This window comes from Arthrobacter sp. Y3221114 (assembly GCF_059092625.1).
The window spans coordinates 537,101-553,004 of record NZ_JBNHHW010000003.1 but is presented as its reverse complement, the minus strand read 5'-3'; the positions used below and the strand labels follow the sequence as shown (position 1 = coordinate 553,004).

Sequence of the window (15,904 nt, the reverse complement as noted above, 5' to 3'; positions counted from 1 at the left end):
TGATGAGGGGATGGCGTATGAGGCTGCAGAGAACCGGTACCAGAACATTCCCTACCGCCGGGTGGGCCGCAGCGGCCTGAAGCTGCCCGCCGTCTCGCTGGGCCTCTGGCACAACTTCGGCGACGACAAGCCGTTCGAAGTGCAGGGCGCCATCCTGCGCCGGGCCTTCGACCTCGGTGTGACCCACTTCGACGTGGCCAACAACTACGGCCCGCCGGAGGGCAGCGCCGAAACCAATTTCGGCCGGCACATGCGCAAGGATTTCCTGCCCTACCGTGACGAACTGGTGATCTCCACCAAGGCCGGCTACCTGATGTGGCCCGGCCCGTACGGCGAGTGGGGATCGCGCAAATACCTGCTCTCCAGCCTGGACGCCTCGCTGAAGCGGATGGGCCTGGACTACGTGGACATCTTCTACAGCCACCGGCCGGACCCGAACACGCCGCTTGAAGAGACGATGGGAGCACTGGACCAAGCCGTCCGCTCCGGCAAGGCCATGTACGCGGGCATCTCTTCCTACACGGCCGAGCAGACCCGGGAAGCCGCACGCATCATGCGCGTGCTGGGGACCCCGCTGCTGATCCACCAGCCGTCGTACTCCATGCTCAACCGTTGGGTGGAAGGCGGCAGCCCGAATCTGCTGGAAGTCCTGGCGGACGAACGCATGGGTTGCATCGCGTTCTCGCCGCTGGCCCAAGGCATGCTCACGGACCGCTACCTGAACGGCATCCCCAAAGACTCCCGCGCCGCGCAGGACAAGTCGCTGTTCCCGCAGATGCTCTCCGACGAAAACCTGGACCGCGTCCGCGGCCTGAACCAGCTGGCGGCCGACCGAGGCCAGTCATTGGCGCAGCTGGCCATCGCCTGGGTGCTTCGCCGGCAAGCCAAGGGCGCCCCCGTCGCCTCGGCCTTGATCGGGGCCTCAAGCGTGCAGCAGCTGGAGGACAGCCTAGCCGCCGTGGCCAAACTGGACTTCACGACCGAGGAAGCCGACGCGATCAACCGGTTCGCCGTGGACTCCGACATCAACATCTGGAAGCCGAACGGCTAGGGGGCGGATGGTCCCGCCGCGATGAGTAAACGATCCGCCGGCCAAGGATTCCAGCGAGGAAAAACCGCGTGACGGGGTACCCGGAAATACCTGTTTCCACTACTCTGTAAGCGTGCCAACCGCGCCGCTGGGGCACGGTGCGGGGCACCGGAGGCAGGATCCTCCCGAGGGATGGCAACCTCATGTAACTTCTGTTGGGCCGGGGGCAGTCCCGTCGTTCTTCCGGCACCAGTGAGCGGCAGCGGCGATAGGAAGCCGGGGGGCCCGCCAGGCCGTTCATCGATGACAGGCGGACGCGCCTTCCGCGTTCCTGGCCTCCCGGAAAAGCACGGAAGCACTCTCAGTAATGAAAACTTCAGCAAGACTGCGCGTGTGGTTGATGGTGACCGGCGTACTCCTGGGACTTCTCGCGTCAATCGGCGTCGCGGCACCGGCCGGTGCCGGCAGCGTGGCGGTGCCTGCTTCGCATTCCCACGAAGACAAAGGCGACCACGGCGACGGCGACGCTACCCTGACGCTGCGCATTTATGATGACGGCGATTACCGCGTAAGGGGCGAGGACTACGAAGCGAAACGCGTCCATGTCTGGATCATCAACGTTTCCAAGCACAAGGTCGTGGATCATTTCTACGTCCGGACCCATGACGGCGACTTCACCGTCCGTGGCGACGACCTGAAGTGCGGCAAGACGTACAAGGCGGTCAGCTACAGCCGCGCCGACGGATGGGTGTCGAGCGACCGCGTCAAGTTCCGGTGCGACGACCACGACCACGGCCACCACTAGGAGATCACCCTTAAGGAAATTATTCCGCCAGGGGTACCCAAGGCGGCAAGGGACGGGATCTCACGTTCCTCCCCCTCGTCTTGGGGACACCACAGCACTTAACGGCAAGAGGAGCCGCCGGCACCAAACGGCGCCGGCGGCTCCTCACTGATGTGATCCAGTTCTAGGCGAACCAGGTATCCGGCGGACCCATGTAGAGCAGGAAGCCGAAGACGGCGGCAACGGCGACTACGACGACGGCGATGGCCGCCACCGGGCGGGCGAGCACGGCCGCCTGCAGCTTCTCGAGAAAACCGTGCGGCGCTTCACCGCCGGCACCCAGCCGCCATGCGTCGCCGAGCAGGCCGTGGCGGTCCATTGACTTCTCCACGGGAATAGTCGCGTACGGGATGGCGGCGGAGACCACGGCCAGAATGCCGCGGCCTGCAGACCACCTTTGGTTCACCCATGTGAAGCAGGTGCTGACGACGTAGCAGAGGAAGACAAAGCCGTGCAGGCCGCCCGCGATACTGACCGCCAGGCGTGCCTCCGGCACCAGCGCCCGCAGGAGCAGGGCCAGCAACAGCAGCGTCCACGTCACGGCTTCGGCGAAAGCGACAGTGCGGAACAGGGTGCGCGGAGACATGAACGTCCTAGAAGACTAGTTGGCGTCGGCAATGGTTTCAGGGGTGTTCTCCGGGGGAGGGGAACCCTCCACTAATTTAGCCGAGGATGTGGCCACGCCTGAAATAACTGCATAGAAGGCAACTTTGCATGCTGTGCAATTTAAGCCCTACACTGGCCCGATGAGTGCAGAAACGTCGGTGCCGTTGGAAGGGCTCCGTGAACGAAACAAGGCGGCAACGCGCGGCGCCATCACCGCGGCCGCGCTGCGGCTGACCAGGGAACAGGGGCCGGGCGGCTTCACGGCAGACCAGGTGGCAGCAGCGGCGGGCGTGTCGCGCCGGACCTTCTTCAACTACTTCCCCTCCGTCGAGGCGGCGGTGACGCGGCCGGTTGAAGAGTTCCTGGCCGAGTCCTTCAAGCGGCTCGATGAGCGGCCGGACGACGAACCGATCATGGACGCGGTCCTCGCCACCTTCGGCGGGGAGATCAGCCAGGGCCGGCTTGCGCTGCTGTGCGAGATCTACCAGATGGGTGTCGACGACGCTCAGTTGGAGCGCGTGCAACTGCAGGCCTGGAACCAGGCCAGGCAGTCGCTCGAAGACGGCCTGCGCCCCCGGCTGCCGGACAACGCCGGCGAACTGATGGTCACGGCGCTTGCCGGTTCGCTGATCGCCTGCGCGCAGGCGGCCATGCGCATGGCCGCCACCCAGACCCCCGCCGGCGAGGCGCCGGAACCGTCGGCCTTCCGCCAACACTTGCTCGAGAGCCTTGACATGCTGCGCACCGGCTTCAACCCCCGTCCCAAGGACTGACCCCATGGCTTCGCTGCTCTACAGACTCGGCAAACTCGCCGCGCGGAAGCGCTGGTGGTTCGTCTCCGCGTGGCTGGTGGTGATGGTCGCCGTCGGCGGATCCGTCGCGGCCTTCATGGGCACCCTCTCCAACAGCTTCACCATTCCCGGCACTCCCGCCCAGGCGGTGGCGGACGAACTGCGGGAGAAAATGCCGGCCGCCGCGGGCGGGCTCGGCACCATCGTGTTCACGACGGCGGACGGCCGGGCGTTCACCGCCGGGCAGGAGGACGCCATTGCGGGGATCTCCGCGGACCTGACACATCTGGACGCGGTCAAAAACGCCACAAACCCGGTCGAACTGCAGGCCGCCCTGGACAGTGCGCCACAGACCATCGCCGCCGGCGAAGAGAAGCTGGCAGCCGCCGCGCAACGGCTGGACGACGCCCAGGCCGAGCTGGATGCGGGCAAGGCGCAGCTGGAGCCGGGCCTGCAGCAGTTAAAGGCGGCCGAGGCGCAGATCGGGCAGCTGGAGGCATCCGGCCAGGCGGCCATGGCCGAGCAGGCACGTGCCCGGCTGGAGCCGCAGCGTGCGCAGCTGGAAACGGCACAGGCCCGCTTGGCGGAAGCCGAACAGCGGCTGGCAGACGGCCGGGCGGAGTACGAGTCAGGCGTCGCCGATCTGGAGGCGGGGAAGCTGCGGCAGCAGTCCTTGGAGGGGCTGCGGTTCGTCTCCGAGGACGGTGCGGCCGCGTTCGTCCAGGTCCAGTTCGAACAGGGCATGATGGAGGTTTCCAAGGAGGACCGCGAACAGGTCCAGCGGGTCACCGAGGCCGGTCTGGTGCCGGGGCTGCGGGCGGAGTACAGCAAGGACATCGTCGAAGACATCTCCAGCCTGTTCGGAGCTGCCGAGATCATCGGCATCGCCGTGGCCGCCGCCGTGCTGGTGCTGATGCTCGGCACACTTATCGCGGCCGGGCTGCCGCTGCTGATGGCGCTCGTCGGCGTCGGGGTCGGCGTGGGCGGCACCATGGCGCTCAGCGGTGTCATCGAGATGAGCTCCGTCTCGCCGGTGCTGGCGCTGATGCTGGGCCTGGCCGTGGGCATCGACTACTCCCTGTTCATCGTCAACCGCCACCGGACCCAGCTGCTCTCCGGCGTGCCGCTGATCGAATCGATCGGCCGCGCCACCGGAACCGCCGGCAACGCAGTGCTCTTCGCCGGCCTCACCGTGATCATCGCCCTGGCCGCGCTGGCGGTGCCGGGCATCCCGTTCCTGACGGTGCTGGGACTGGCCGGAGCCGCAACCGTGGCGGTCGCCGTCGTCGTCGCCCTGACCCTGACCCCGGCGATGCTGGCCATCATGGGCAGGCGCATTCTCTCCACACGGGCGTGGGCCAAGGCCGGCCTGCCCGGCCCGGTCGCCGCCGGCGCGGAGGCTTCGGCGCGCGAAGCAGACTTCCACAACGACCCCAAGCGCAGCTGGGGCAAGTCGGTCACGAAGCACCCGTGGCTCGCGCTGATCGCCGGCGTGGCGGTGCTCGGCGTGATGGCGGTACCGGCCGCCGAGCTGCGGCTTGGCCTGCCGGACGGCAGCTCCGAGCCTGCGGACTCGACGGCCTACCAGTCCTACCGGCAGCTGGGCGAGAGCTTCGGCGAGGGAATCAACGGTCCGCTGATCGTGGTGGCCGACCTCCCGGCGGGCCTGGAAGGCACGGAGACGGACGAGACGCTGCTGCGGCTCTCCCAGGAGCTGCGCGCGATGGACCACGTCGCCGCAGCCGTTCCGACCGGCACCAGCGGGAACGGGCGCACCGCCGTCCTGCAGGTCATTCCCGCAGAAGGCCCGGCAGCCGAAAGCACCGAGGAGCTGGTCCACAACCTGCGGGCGCAGGCGGGCACACTCGAGCAGAATACCGGCGTCGGACTCTCGGTGACCGGGCAGCCGCCGATGCAGATCGACGTCTCCGACAAGCTGGCGGACGCCATGCCGGTCTACCTGGCCATCGTGATCGGGCTCTCGCTGATCCTGCTGCTGCTGGTCTTCCGCTCCATCCTGGTGCCGCTGCTGGCCACCGCCGGGTTCCTGCTGTCACTCGGTGCCAGCTTCGGCGCCGTGGTGGCGATCTACCAGTGGGGCTGGCTGGGCGGCATCTTCGACGTCCACGACCCCGGACCGATCCTGAGCTTCCTGCCGATGATCATGATCGGCGTCCTGTTCGGCCTGGCGATGGACTACCAGATGTTCCTGGTCTCCGGAATGCGCGAATCCTACGCGCACGGCGAGGACGCCAGGGCCGCCGTGGTCAGCGGCTTCAACCACGGCGCCAAAGTGGTCACGGCCGCGGCGATCATCATGGTCTCCGTGTTCGCCGGGTTCATCTTCTCCCACCTGACCATGGTCCGGCCGATCGGCTTCGCGCTGGCCCTGGGCGTGCTGCTGGACGCGTTCGTGGTGCGCATGACGCTGATCCCGGCGGCGATGCACCTGTTCGGCAAGGCCGCCTGGTGGATGCCGGCGTGGCTGGACAGGATCCTCCCGGACGTGGATGTGGAGGGCGCCAACCTGGCGCAGCACACCCGCCGGCCCGAGCAGGCCGAGGCACAGCCCGCCGGAGTGCGCTAGATCGCTGGCGCGCCTGGTCCTCGCCGGCGGCCGGCAGCGTCGGTCACCGACGGTGCCGGCCTCCGGCGAGCCGGAACGATTCGTCGAGCAATTCTTCGAGATGGTCGGGCTCGACTTTCTCAAGGCGCATCAGCACCAGCAGCGGCGAACGCTCGTGGTGCGGGGTCCAGAAGAAGACGTCCGGGGCAGTTGCGGCCAGGGCTTCCCGCTCATCGGACTTGACGGTCAGCACGCCCGGCTCCCAGATCCGGGCCATCAGCGACTTGGCGAACCAGGTGGGCTGGCCCCAGCTTGGCCGCTCGGTGACGCCGGGCAGGGCCAGGCAGAGGCGGCGCACGTCGTCCTCGGTGGGCATGCTTCAGGCCCCTTTCAGCTCCAGCGGTATCCGTGGGCCTGTTCGTAGGCCTCGAGCAGGCGGTGGGCCACGTGGCCGGAGGTAATCAACGGGTGGATCATGAAGGCCCGGAGGGCCGCCGCGCGGTCACCCTGCCCGCCTCGGATGACCTCCTGCTCCACGGCCTTGATCTGTGTCATCAGTCCGGCCTGATGCAGGGTCAGCGGCCTCACCGGCAGGGGGCGGGCGCCGTCTGCATCGACCACCGACGGCACCTCGACCACGGCGTCGTCCGGCAGCTGCGGGATGGTTCCGGCGTTGCGGACGTTGAGGATCAGCTCGGTGCGCTCGCCGGAGAGCAGGGCGCGCATCACGTCCAGGGCCACGTGTTCGTAGCCGCCGGCCGCCGGATCCTGTTCATCGCGCGAGACGCCGATCTCGCGGGCTTCGGACAAATAGTTTTCCTCGCGGCGCCGCAGGGCGTCCTCCCAGTCGGCGTACGGGGTTCCGGAAGCCTGCAGGCGGGCGTACAACTCCTGCTGCAATTCGTGGATGGACTCGCCGCGGGTCTGGGCGGCGCCGGCCAACGCCAGGGTGGCCTCCCGGCGGAAGTAGTAATAGAACAGGTAGGCATTCGGAATGGCGCCGAGCACCTGCAGCTCCCGCGTGCCGAAAATCCGGCCCTCTTCGAACGACTGGAGCTGCCCCGGGTCGTCGAGCAAACCGGGAAGCAGGTCCCGGCCCTGGTGCTCCAGTCCGCGCAGCCAACCCAGATGGTTGAGGCCCACATAGTCCACGCCCGCCAACGAGCCTCGGCGCAACGTGGCACCCGCGGCCTTCGCCGCACGCCGGACCAGCCCCATGGGCGTGTCACAAATTCCGACCGCCCGATGGCCCAGCAGCGGCAGCATGGCTTCGGTGACCAGCCCGGCGGGGTTGGTGAAGTTGATCAGCCACGCGCCCGGGCTGAGCTCGCGCATCCGCCGGGCGATGTGCAGGGCGGCGGGGACGGCGCGCAGGCCGGAGGCTATCCCGGCAGCTCCGGTGGTCTCCTGGCCCAGCAGGTTCAGCCGGGTTGCCACGCGTTCGTCCAGCGTCCTGCCCAGGGTGCCGCCGGGACGGATGGCCGAGAAGACGACGTCGGCGCCGGCCAGCGCACCATCCAGGTCACGGGCGGACTCGATTTTCGGCGGGCGGCCGCCCCCGGGCAGGGGCGCATCTTCCAGCACCCGGACGATCGCCTGCTGCCGGCCTGCGTCTACATCGTGGAGCACCAGCCGGTCCACCAGACCGGCCGCGGATCCGTTGGCGAGCGCGCGGTAGACCAACGGCACCCGAAACCCGCCGCCGCCCAGTATGGCAAGTGTTGCCACTGCTTCCCCCGAACGATTGACATTGGATAACGATCGGCCGCCGGGAGCCCGGGACGCGACCCTTGCTTGTATTGTGCCAGCAAGGGCCAACCCCAGGCCCTGGCGGCTGAACCGGCGGCCCGGCCGAAAATCTTTGGCCGGGGCGTTTGATCCGGTGCATTCCGCTCCGTGGCGCAGGCCTTCAGCCCGAAGCATGCTTCGGATGGGAGAATGGATCCGTGAGCTCTACAACGTCACCTCTGCCCTATGACCGCCAAGCCGTGATCAACCTGGCCGCCATCCGCGCCAACGTGCGGCACCTGCGCGAGGTCGCGGCGCCGGCCCGCGTGATGGCCGTGGTCAAGGCGGACGCCTACGGCCACGGAGCGGTCCCGGTGGCCCGGGCCGCCCTGGAAGCGGGTGCGTCCTGGCTGGGCGTCGCCCACTTCACGGAGGGGCTGGCCCTGCGTGCCGCGGGCATCGATGCGCCCATCCTGGCCTGGCTGCACACCCCGGACACGGACTTCGCCGCGGGCATTGAGGCGGGGATCGACGTCGGCGTTTCCGGCTGGGAGCTGGAGCCGGTGGTCAAGGCCGCCCGGCAACTGGAACGGCCGGCACGCGTGCACCTGAAGATCGATACCGGGCTGGGCCGCAACGGCTGCCCGCCGGCGCTCTGGGAGGACCTGATCAACCGGGCCGTGGAGTACCAGGAGCAGGGGCTGTTGCGGGTGGTCGGCGTCTTCTCCCACCTGGCGGTCGCCGACGAACCGCACCGGCCGGAGACCGACGAGCAGGTGGACCGCTTCCGCGAGGCGGTGGCGGTGGCCGAGAACGCCGGGCTGGACCTGGAGGTCCGCCATCTGGCCAACACGCCCGGTACGCTCAGCCGCCCGGACGCGCACTTCGACATGGTCCGCGTGGGCCTGGGCATCTACGGGCTCTCGCCGTTCGAAGGGCAGGCCCCGGAGGAACTCGGGCTGGTTCCGGCCATGACGTTGCGCGCACGGGTGGCCAACTGCAAACAGGTGCCCAGCGGCCAGGGCGTCTCCTACGGGCTGAGCTACCTGACCTCCGGACCGACCACGCTGGTGCTGGTGCCGCTGGGCTACGCGGACGGCATCCCGCGCAGCGCCACCAACGTCCAGGTGTCCATCGGCGGCCGCCGCTATGACGTGGTCGGCCGGGTGGCCATGGACCAGTTCGTGGTGGACCTGAGGACCAACGACGCCGAAGACCTCGTGGGCGAGGAAGTGATCCTTTTCGGCCCGGGCCGGGACGTCCCGGACGCCCAGGACTGGGCGGCGGGAGCCGGCACCATCAACTACGAGATTGTCACCCGCGTCAGTCAGCGCGTCCCGCGCTACTACACCGGAACGGCCGACGACCCGGAGAGCGGCGGGGAGGACGCCCCGGCGGCCGAGGCACCCGCACTCACGCCGTCCGCGGCCGAGCAGGCAGCGGCGGCGGCCCAGGTCCGGGCAGCGCTGGCGGCGATCGACGACCGGAACACCGACAGCGCCGGGGATCCCGGCGCGGTACTGGCATGAAGGACGACGCCGACCGGACAGGGGGAGCACCTTCCATGACGCAGCAGCAACCGGCCTCCCCGGTGTGGGAGCGCGAGTTCCAGGTGGCCTCGGCCGAGGAAACGCAGGCGCTGGCCGCCAGGCTGGGCAGGATCCTGCGCGCCGGCGACCTGGTGGTGCTCAGCGGCGGGTTGGGGGCGGGGAAAACCACCTTCACCCAAGGGCTGGGGGAAGGACTCGGAGTCCGCCCCGGCATCATTTCCCCCACCTTCGTGCTGGTCCGCAGCCACCCCAGCATGAACGGCGGGCCGGACCTGGTCCACGTGGATGCCTACCGGCTGCAGTCCGACGGCGAGATCGACGACATCGACCTGGAGAACACCATGGATCAGGCCGTGACCGTGGTGGAGTGGGGCCGCGGCCGGGTGGAGCACCTCTCCGACAGCTGGCTGGACATCTCGCTGGTCCGGGCCACCGGGGCAGACCTGGCCAACCGGCCCGCCGGGGGCGCCGCGCCGGGCGGGCCGCACGGTGCGGCGCCGGCCGAGGCAGCCGGGCCGGGCGACACAGCCGGGACGGGCGCCGCGGAGGGTGCCGCGGGAGCGCGGCGGAGCACCGGCGTCGTGCTGGATTTCGAAGAGCCCGACGACGGCGAGCCGCGGCTGATCCGCATGGCCGCCTACGGGCCGCGCTGGGCCGCCTACATGTTTGCCTGAGCCGCAAGGGGGCCCGCCGCGCCGGTCGCGGAGGCGTCGCCCGGCTTGGCGCGCAGCCGGGTGCCTCGCGGCGCGCAAATTTTGCGGGGCAGGGACCCTGCGGGAGCCCGCGGTCTTCACGGCCTCCCGGCGCAGGTCCATAATCGATGGCGTCATCAGACCACGAGGAGGCCCGCCATGGAGACCAAGCTGAACCCGTACCTGGGATTCCGCGACCAGGCCAGGGAAGCCATGACGTTCTACCAGTCGGTGTTCGGCGGGGAACTGACGCTGAACACCTTCGGCGACTTCCAGGCCAGCGACGACCCGGCGGAGATCGACAAGATCATGCACTCGCAACTGTCCACCGAGCGCGGTCTGGTGCTCATGGCCGCGGACACCCCCGCCACCATGGAGTACACCCCCGGGTCCAGCCACTCCCTCTCGCTCAGCGGCGACAACGAGGCCGAACTGCGCGGCTACTGGGACAAGCTGATCGACGGCGCCGACGTCACCGAGCCGCTGCAAAAAGCGCCCTGGGGCGACACCTTCGGCATGTGCACGGACAAGTTCGGTATCCACTGGCTAGTCAACATCGCCGGCCCACCGCCGGCGTGACAGTCCGGTCTGCGCAGCCACGGCCGGCCCGCCGCGGCCGCGGCGTGGGCCTGGCCGCGGCCTGACCCGTCCCCGTTGCGCGCCCGAACGGCACGCTGCGTACCTCAAGTAAAATTGATCCGTGCTGATCCTCTCCATTGATACCTCCGCCATCGCCAGCGCCGCATTGCTGGCCGGACAAGGAGAGACCCTGGCCGCGTTCGCCACCGAGGACACGCGCACCCACGCCGAGGTGCTGGCCCTCGGGATCAGCAAGATCATGACGACGGCGGACGTCACCGGCGCCGACATCGACGCCTTGGTGGTGGGTGTGGGCCCGGGACCGTTCACCGGCCTGCGCTCCGGCATCGCCACCGCACGGGCGCTGGCCTTCGCCTGGGGCAAGCCGCTGCACGGGGCGATGAGCCTGGACGCCATCGCCGTTGACGCCGCACCGGACGCGTGGCGCGCAGGCGTGGACGAGTTCGTGGTGGCCACCGACGCCCGGCGCAAGGAAGTGTACTGGGCGCGCTACCGCAGTACCGGCGGCACGCACGAACTGCTCGACGGCCCGCATGTCGGCGCGCCCTCGGACGTGCCACGCCTGCCGGCTTACGGCATGGGCGCCGGGCTGTACCCGGAGCAACTGCTGGCCGTCACCGAGTACAGCGGCACCCAGCCCACCGCCGAAGCGCTGGGCCGCACCGCCGTCGCCCGGCTGGACAAAGGACTTTCCCTGCCGGACACCACGCCGCTGTACCTGCGCGAGTCCGATGCCAAGGTCCCCGGACCGCGGAAGCGCGCGCTGTGACCGCCCGCACGCCACGGCCGGCGGGAGGCATTCGGCCGATGACCGAGGCCGACGTGCCGGTTGTGGATGCGCTGGAACGGAAGCTGTTCCCGGACGATGCGTGGCCGACGGAAATGTTCTATGAGGAACTGGCGCAGGATACCCGCAGCTACTACGTGGCCGAGGACGCGCGCGGCGCCGTGATCGGCTATGCCGGGCTGATGTGCGTGCGGCCCATCGCCGACGTGCAGACCATTGCGGTGGTCCCCGAGCGCGAGGGGCAAGGCATAGGCACCACGCTGCTGACCCTGCTGATCGACCAGGCCCGGCGACAGCGGGCCGACGACGTCCTGCTAGAAGTCCGCGCGGACAACCCCCGGGCGCAGCGGCTGTACCGCTGGTTCGGCTTCGAGCAGATCCACGTGCGGCCGCGCTACTACCGGGGCGGCGTTGACGCCCTGATCATGCGGCTGCGCCTCAAGGACTGGGCGGGTGCTCCCGGCACCAATGGCCCGAAGGCCGGCCCCGGCACCGACGCCCCGGATGCCCGCACGGGCACCGACGGCGGCGCCACGACCGGCCGCGCCGGCACAGACGGCGGCGCCACGACCGGCCGCGCCGGCACAGACGGCGGCGCCACGACCGGCCGGACAGACCAGGAACCCGAGACGACGGAGGACACCCGATGAACCGCACCGAACCGCTGGTGGTGGGCATCGAGTCCTCCTGCGACGAAACCGGCGTGGGCATCGTCCGCGGGGATAGGCTCCTGGCCAACACCGTGTCCTCCTCAATGGAGGAACACGTGCGCTTCGGCGGAGTGATCCCGGAAATCGCCTCGCGCGCCCACCTCGATGCCTTCATCCCGACGCTGGAACAGGCGCTGGACACGGCCGGTGTCACCCTCGGGGAGGTGGACGCGCTCGCCGTGACCTCCGGCCCCGGACTGTCCGGCGCCCTGATGGTCGGCGTGTGCGCGGCCAAGGCCCTTGCGCTGGCCACCGGCAAGCCGCTGTACGCCATCAACCACCTGGTCGCCCATGTGGGCGTGGGCGTGCTGGACGGGGGAGCGCTGCCGGAGAACCTGGGCGCGCTGCTGGTCTCCGGCGGACACACGGAGATTTTGCGCGTGCGCTCCCTCACCGACGATGTGGAACTGCTCGGCTCCACCATCGACGACGCGGCGGGCGAAGCCTACGACAAGGTGGCCCGCATCCTGGGCCTGGGCTATCCGGGCGGCCCGGCGATCGACAAACTGGCGCGGGAGGGCGACCCGAAGCGCATCCGGTTCCCCCGCGGACTGAGCCAGCCCAAATACATGGGCTCGGCGCAGGCCCCCGGAGCGCACCGCTACGACTGGTCCTTCTCCGGCCTGAAGACGGCTGTGGCCCGGTGCGTGGAGCAGTTCGAAGCCGCGGGGGAGCCGCTGCCGGTGGCCGACATCGCCGCGTCCTTCCAGGAAGCGGTGGCGGACGTCATCACCGCCAAGGCGATGCTGGCCTGCACCGAAAACGGCATCACCAACCTGCTGCTCGGCGGCGGCGTTGCGGCGAACTCGCGGCTGCGGGCGTTGACCGAGGAACGCTGCGCGCAGCACGGCATCTCCCTGCGGGTGCCGCCGGTGTCCCTGTGCACGGACAACGGGGCGATGGTAGCGGCGCTCGGCGCCCAGGTGGTCATGGCCGGCGGCAGGCCCTCCGGCCTCGAATTCGCCCCGGATTCGTCGATGCCGGTCACCAGCGTGCACCTCTAGGGCGATCCCGCCCGCGCCCGGGACCCCGGGCCGGCACCGTCTATCACAATCCGCGGCGGCGACCTAGGCTGAAACCATGGCGGGGCACGCCGGCTCCTTCCCCAGCAACTCTTCCATCCGGTCGGACGGCGGAAACGACGGAGGTACACGACATGGGATCTTTGGCTGGACGACTGAAACTGCCGGCGGCGGTGGCCGTCACGGCGGCGCTCCTGCTGACGTCCTGTACCCGCACCGGTGAAGAGACGGGTGGGGGGCCGGAAGCGGGGGGTGCCGGAGGCTTCGAGACCGGTTCGTTGATCGGCGTGTCCCTCTCCGCCGACACCGCGTACGCCGAAGCGCTGTTCACCGAACAGATCGAGGGCTCAAACTTCGAACCGAACGTCCAGGTCGCGGCAACTGCCGCCGAACAGCAGCAACAGATCAGTTCCATGCTCGAGGGTGAACCGGAAGTGCTGATCGTGGACGCGGCGGACCCTGCAGGCCTGGGGGAGCAGTTGGCCGCGGCGCAAGAGGCGCAAATCCCGGTCATCGCCTTTGCCACCATGGTCACGGACACCGGCGTTGTCGGCTACCTGGTGGGCGTGGATGCCTTCCAAAACGGGGAGATCCAGGCGCAGGCACTGCTCGACGGGCTGGCCGAACGGCAGGGCGAGGGACCCTACAACGTCGAACTGTTCAGCGGCCACCCGGACGACGGCGGGGCGCGCCTGGCGTTCGACGGTGCGATGAGCGTGCTGCAATCCAAGATCGACGACGGCACCGTGGCCGTGGCGTCCGGGCAGTCGGATTTCGAGGCAACCGCGGGCGAAAACCCGGATGCCGCGGGAGAACGGCTGGCCGCCATGTTGCAGGAGGACTACGCCTCCGACGATTTGCACGGCATCCTGGCGGCCGATGACGCCACCGCCCAGGTGCTCATCCAGGCCGCCGAAGACGGCGGGCAGGATTCCGCCGTCGTCATCGGCAGCGGATCCGCCCCGGAAGCCGTGGAATCAATCATGGCCGACAAGCAGTACGCCACCACCTACGCCGACCCGGCGGCCATGGTGGGCGAGGCCTTGACGCTCGTCAAAGGGTTCGCGCAGGACGATGCACCCAAGGCCGACGACGAAGACTCTTACGGCAACGCGCAAACCACCGTAGCGGCCTACCTGACCGAAGCCGAGCCGGTGACCAAGGAGAACGCCGCGGAGGTGTTTGCCGACAACCAGGAGTTGCTGCAGCTCCTCGAGTAAACGCTGGGGTCTTCCCGTTCAGGCGCGCAGGCGCCGGGCCAGGCCCTTGACCGCCAGCGCGGCCAGGCCGCCTGCCGCCAGCCAGGGGCCGGCCACGATGACCGGGTCGAGCCATTGGTGGCTCAGGTCGGCACGCTTCGTCCCGGTTCGGGAGGCCAATCCGTGATGGCTGAACTCGCTGCGCACACCGGATTCGGTGACGGGATTGTCCGGACGCAGGGTCGCGAAGGAGCGCAGGTGGCTTTCCCAAGCATCGACCCGGTCGGCGGCCAGCAGGATCAGCCAGTGCGCCGCCCGCGCCTCGCTGAACTTGCGGTAGGAGTACCGGCGCATCGCGCCCGAGAGTCCCTTGGGCGGCGTCGACGTGCCGAAGACGGGCGTCAGCATGCGGTGTTCAAGGGATCGCTCGCGCGGCCATTTCTCCTCCTGGCGCTCGGGGAAATCCCAGTGTGCGCCGGTGGCGCCGGGATCGAAGCGTTCCTTCGGCACGGCCGGACGGTCCTCCGGATCCAGGTCGGCACCCCAGCCCGGGATCCGGTCGCGGAGTTCTTCGCTGGAATACCTGCGCTCCGGTTTTTCGGCTGTGTACGGCATCGCGGTGTCTCCTAGCCGGCATTCGGCACGATGAGCGGTTTAATGCAGCCATCGAGTTTCGACGAGAAAATGTGATACCCGTCGGAGATATGCTCCAGCGGTATGCGGTGGGTGACGATGTCGTTGGGTTTCAGGTAGCCGTTTCGGACGTGCTCAAACAACCGCGGCCATTGGCGCTTGACCGGACACTGGTTCATGCGCAGCGTCAAGCCTTTGTTCAGGGCGTCGCCGAACTTCACGGCGCTGAACATCGGTCCATAGGCGCCCATCACGGAAATGGTCCCGCCCTTGCGGACCGAATCGATGGCCCAGTTCAGGGCGACCGGCGAGCCGCCCTGCAGCTTGAACTTGGCCGAGGTGAGGTGCTGGGTCAGGTTGCCGTCCGCCTCGGCTCCCACGGCGTCAATCGCCACGTCCGCCCCGAGGTCATCGGTCACCTTCTTCAGGTGCACCACGATGTCGTCATGCTCGGCGAAGTTGTAGGTCTCCGCATGCGCGAAGGTGCGGGCCATCTCCAGCCGGTATTCCAGGTGGTCGATGACGATCACGCGCCCCGCTCCCATGAGCCAGGAGGACTTTGCGGCAAACAACCCGACGGGTCCGGCTCCGAAGACCACCACGGTGTCGCCTTCGACGATGTCGCCCAGCTGCGCCCCGAAGTAACCGGTGGGCAGCGCGTCGGTGAGCATCACGGCGTCCTCGTCGTCCATCCAGTCCGGAATCAGGGCGGGTCCGACGTCGGCAAAGGGCACCCGGACATATTCGGCTTGGCCGCCGTCGTAGCCTCCGCAGGTGTGGGAGTAGCCGTAGATGGCGCCCACCGCCGTGGCGTTCGGATTCACGTTGTGGCAGTTGGAATACAGGCCGCGCGCGCAGAAGTAACAGGACCCGCAGTAGACGTTGAACGGCACCATGACCCGGTCGCCCGGGGCGAGGTTCCGGACCGACGGCCCCACTTCGTGGACCACGCCGATGAACTCGTGGCCGAACGTCATTCCGACCCGGGTGTCGGGCATCATGCCGTGGTAGAGGTGCAGGTCCGAGCCGCAGATCGCGGCCAGCGTCACCCGCACAATGGCATCATTGGGGTGTTCGATCGCGGGGATGTCTTTTTCTTCTACCCGGGTCTTGTAGGGCCCGCGGTACACCATGGCTCTCATCAGT

The 15,904-nt window shown here is 68.9% G+C and carries 15 protein-coding genes and 1 pseudogene; 11 read left to right on the top strand and 5 right to left on the bottom strand.

The features are described from left to right. The first annotated feature begins 10 nt into the window (after positions 1-10). On the top strand, positions 11-1,051 hold the full coding sequence (gene mgrA, locus AC5RV3_RS09450; protein ID WP_494121898.1) for an L-glyceraldehyde 3-phosphate reductase: 1,041 nt from the start codon (positions 11-13) through the stop codon (positions 1,049-1,051). Positions 1,052-1,397: 346 nt separating this feature from the next. Next, positions 1,398-1,835 carry a hypothetical protein gene (locus AC5RV3_RS09445; protein ID WP_494121897.1) on the top strand — a complete coding sequence of 146 codons (438 nt, stop codon included), beginning with the start codon at positions 1,398-1,400 and terminating at the stop codon, positions 1,833-1,835. 163 nt (positions 1,836-1,998) lie between these two features. Here AC5RV3_RS09445 and AC5RV3_RS09440 read toward each other — a convergent pair whose 3' ends face one another. Further along, positions 1,999-2,460 (bottom strand): DUF3817 domain-containing protein, encoded by a 462-nt coding sequence (locus tag AC5RV3_RS09440; protein WP_494121896.1) that lies wholly within the window; start codon positions 2,458-2,460, stop codon positions 1,999-2,001. Between the two features lie 160 nt (positions 2,461-2,620). Between AC5RV3_RS09440 and AC5RV3_RS09435 the strand changes: the two genes are divergently transcribed. Together AC5RV3_RS09435 and AC5RV3_RS09430 are read left to right on the top strand one after the other, a co-directional pair. Further along, on the top strand, positions 2,621-3,253 hold the full coding sequence (locus tag AC5RV3_RS09435; RefSeq protein ID WP_494121895.1) for a TetR family transcriptional regulator: 633 nt from the start codon (positions 2,621-2,623) through the stop codon (positions 3,251-3,253). 4 nt (positions 3,254-3,257) lie between these two features. Further along, on the top strand, positions 3,258-5,858 hold the full coding sequence (locus AC5RV3_RS09430) for an MMPL family transporter (RefSeq protein ID WP_494121894.1): 2,601 nt from the start codon (positions 3,258-3,260) through the stop codon (positions 5,856-5,858). 43 nt (positions 5,859-5,901) lie between these two features. On the opposite strand, the gene AC5RV3_RS09425 is transcribed toward AC5RV3_RS09430, so the two are convergent. Continuing rightward, positions 5,902-6,213 (bottom strand): MmcQ/YjbR family DNA-binding protein, encoded by a 312-nt coding sequence (locus AC5RV3_RS09425; RefSeq protein WP_494121893.1) that lies wholly within the window; start codon positions 6,211-6,213, stop codon positions 5,902-5,904. A gap of 14 nt (positions 6,214-6,227) precedes the next feature. Continuing rightward, a complete protein-coding gene (locus tag AC5RV3_RS09420; protein ID WP_494121892.1) occupies positions 6,228-7,565 on the bottom strand; it encodes a family 4 glycosyl hydrolase in 1,338 nt (445 codons plus the stop codon). Positions 7,566-7,783: 218 nt separating this feature from the next. Between AC5RV3_RS09420 and alr the strand changes: the two genes are divergently transcribed. The 7 genes and pseudogenes from alr (at position 7,784) to AC5RV3_RS09385 (ending at position 14,146) form a co-directional block, all read left to right on the top strand. Next, positions 7,784-9,094 carry an alanine racemase gene (alr, locus tag AC5RV3_RS09415; RefSeq protein WP_494113827.1) on the top strand — a complete coding sequence of 437 codons (1,311 nt, stop codon included), beginning with the start codon at positions 7,784-7,786 and terminating at the stop codon, positions 9,092-9,094. Between the two features lie 35 nt (positions 9,095-9,129). Next, a complete protein-coding gene (gene tsaE, locus AC5RV3_RS09410) occupies positions 9,130-9,789 on the top strand; it encodes a tRNA (adenosine(37)-N6)-threonylcarbamoyltransferase complex ATPase subunit type 1 TsaE (RefSeq protein ID WP_494121891.1) in 660 nt (219 codons plus the stop codon). Positions 9,790-9,966: 177 nt separating this feature from the next. Continuing rightward, positions 9,967-10,386, top strand: a complete 420-nt coding sequence (locus AC5RV3_RS09405; protein ID WP_494113852.1) for a VOC family protein — start codon at positions 9,967-9,969, stop codon at positions 10,384-10,386. A gap of 121 nt (positions 10,387-10,507) precedes the next feature. Next, the gene (gene tsaB / locus AC5RV3_RS09400) at positions 10,508-11,176 is read left to right on the top strand and encodes a tRNA (adenosine(37)-N6)-threonylcarbamoyltransferase complex dimerization subunit type 1 TsaB (RefSeq protein WP_494121890.1); all 669 of its coding nucleotides are present in this window, start codon (positions 10,508-10,510) and stop codon (positions 11,174-11,176) included. A gap of 38 nt (positions 11,177-11,214) precedes the next feature. Then, a pseudogene (gene rimI, locus AC5RV3_RS09395) lies at positions 11,215-11,634 on the top strand (ribosomal protein S18-alanine N-acetyltransferase); the annotation flags it as partial. A gap of 206 nt (positions 11,635-11,840) precedes the next feature. Continuing rightward, positions 11,841-12,908, top strand: a complete 1,068-nt coding sequence (tsaD, locus tag AC5RV3_RS09390; protein WP_494121889.1) for a tRNA (adenosine(37)-N6)-threonylcarbamoyltransferase complex transferase subunit TsaD — start codon at positions 11,841-11,843, stop codon at positions 12,906-12,908. A gap of 152 nt (positions 12,909-13,060) precedes the next feature. Beyond that, entirely contained in the window at positions 13,061-14,146 is a 1,086-nt protein-coding gene (locus tag AC5RV3_RS09385) for a substrate-binding domain-containing protein (RefSeq protein ID WP_494121888.1), read from the top strand. 18 nt (positions 14,147-14,164) lie between these two features. Here the strand turns inward: AC5RV3_RS09385 and AC5RV3_RS09380 are convergent, their stop codons facing one another. After that, entirely contained in the window at positions 14,165-14,740 is a 576-nt protein-coding gene (locus AC5RV3_RS09380; RefSeq protein WP_494121887.1) for a hypothetical protein, read from the bottom strand. An 11-nt stretch (positions 14,741-14,751) separates the two neighbouring features. Continuing rightward, complete coding sequence (locus tag AC5RV3_RS09375; RefSeq protein WP_494121886.1) at positions 14,752-15,900, bottom strand: zinc-dependent alcohol dehydrogenase; 1,149 nt, start codon at positions 15,898-15,900, stop codon at positions 14,752-14,754. Positions 15,901-15,904 lie beyond the last annotated feature (4 nt).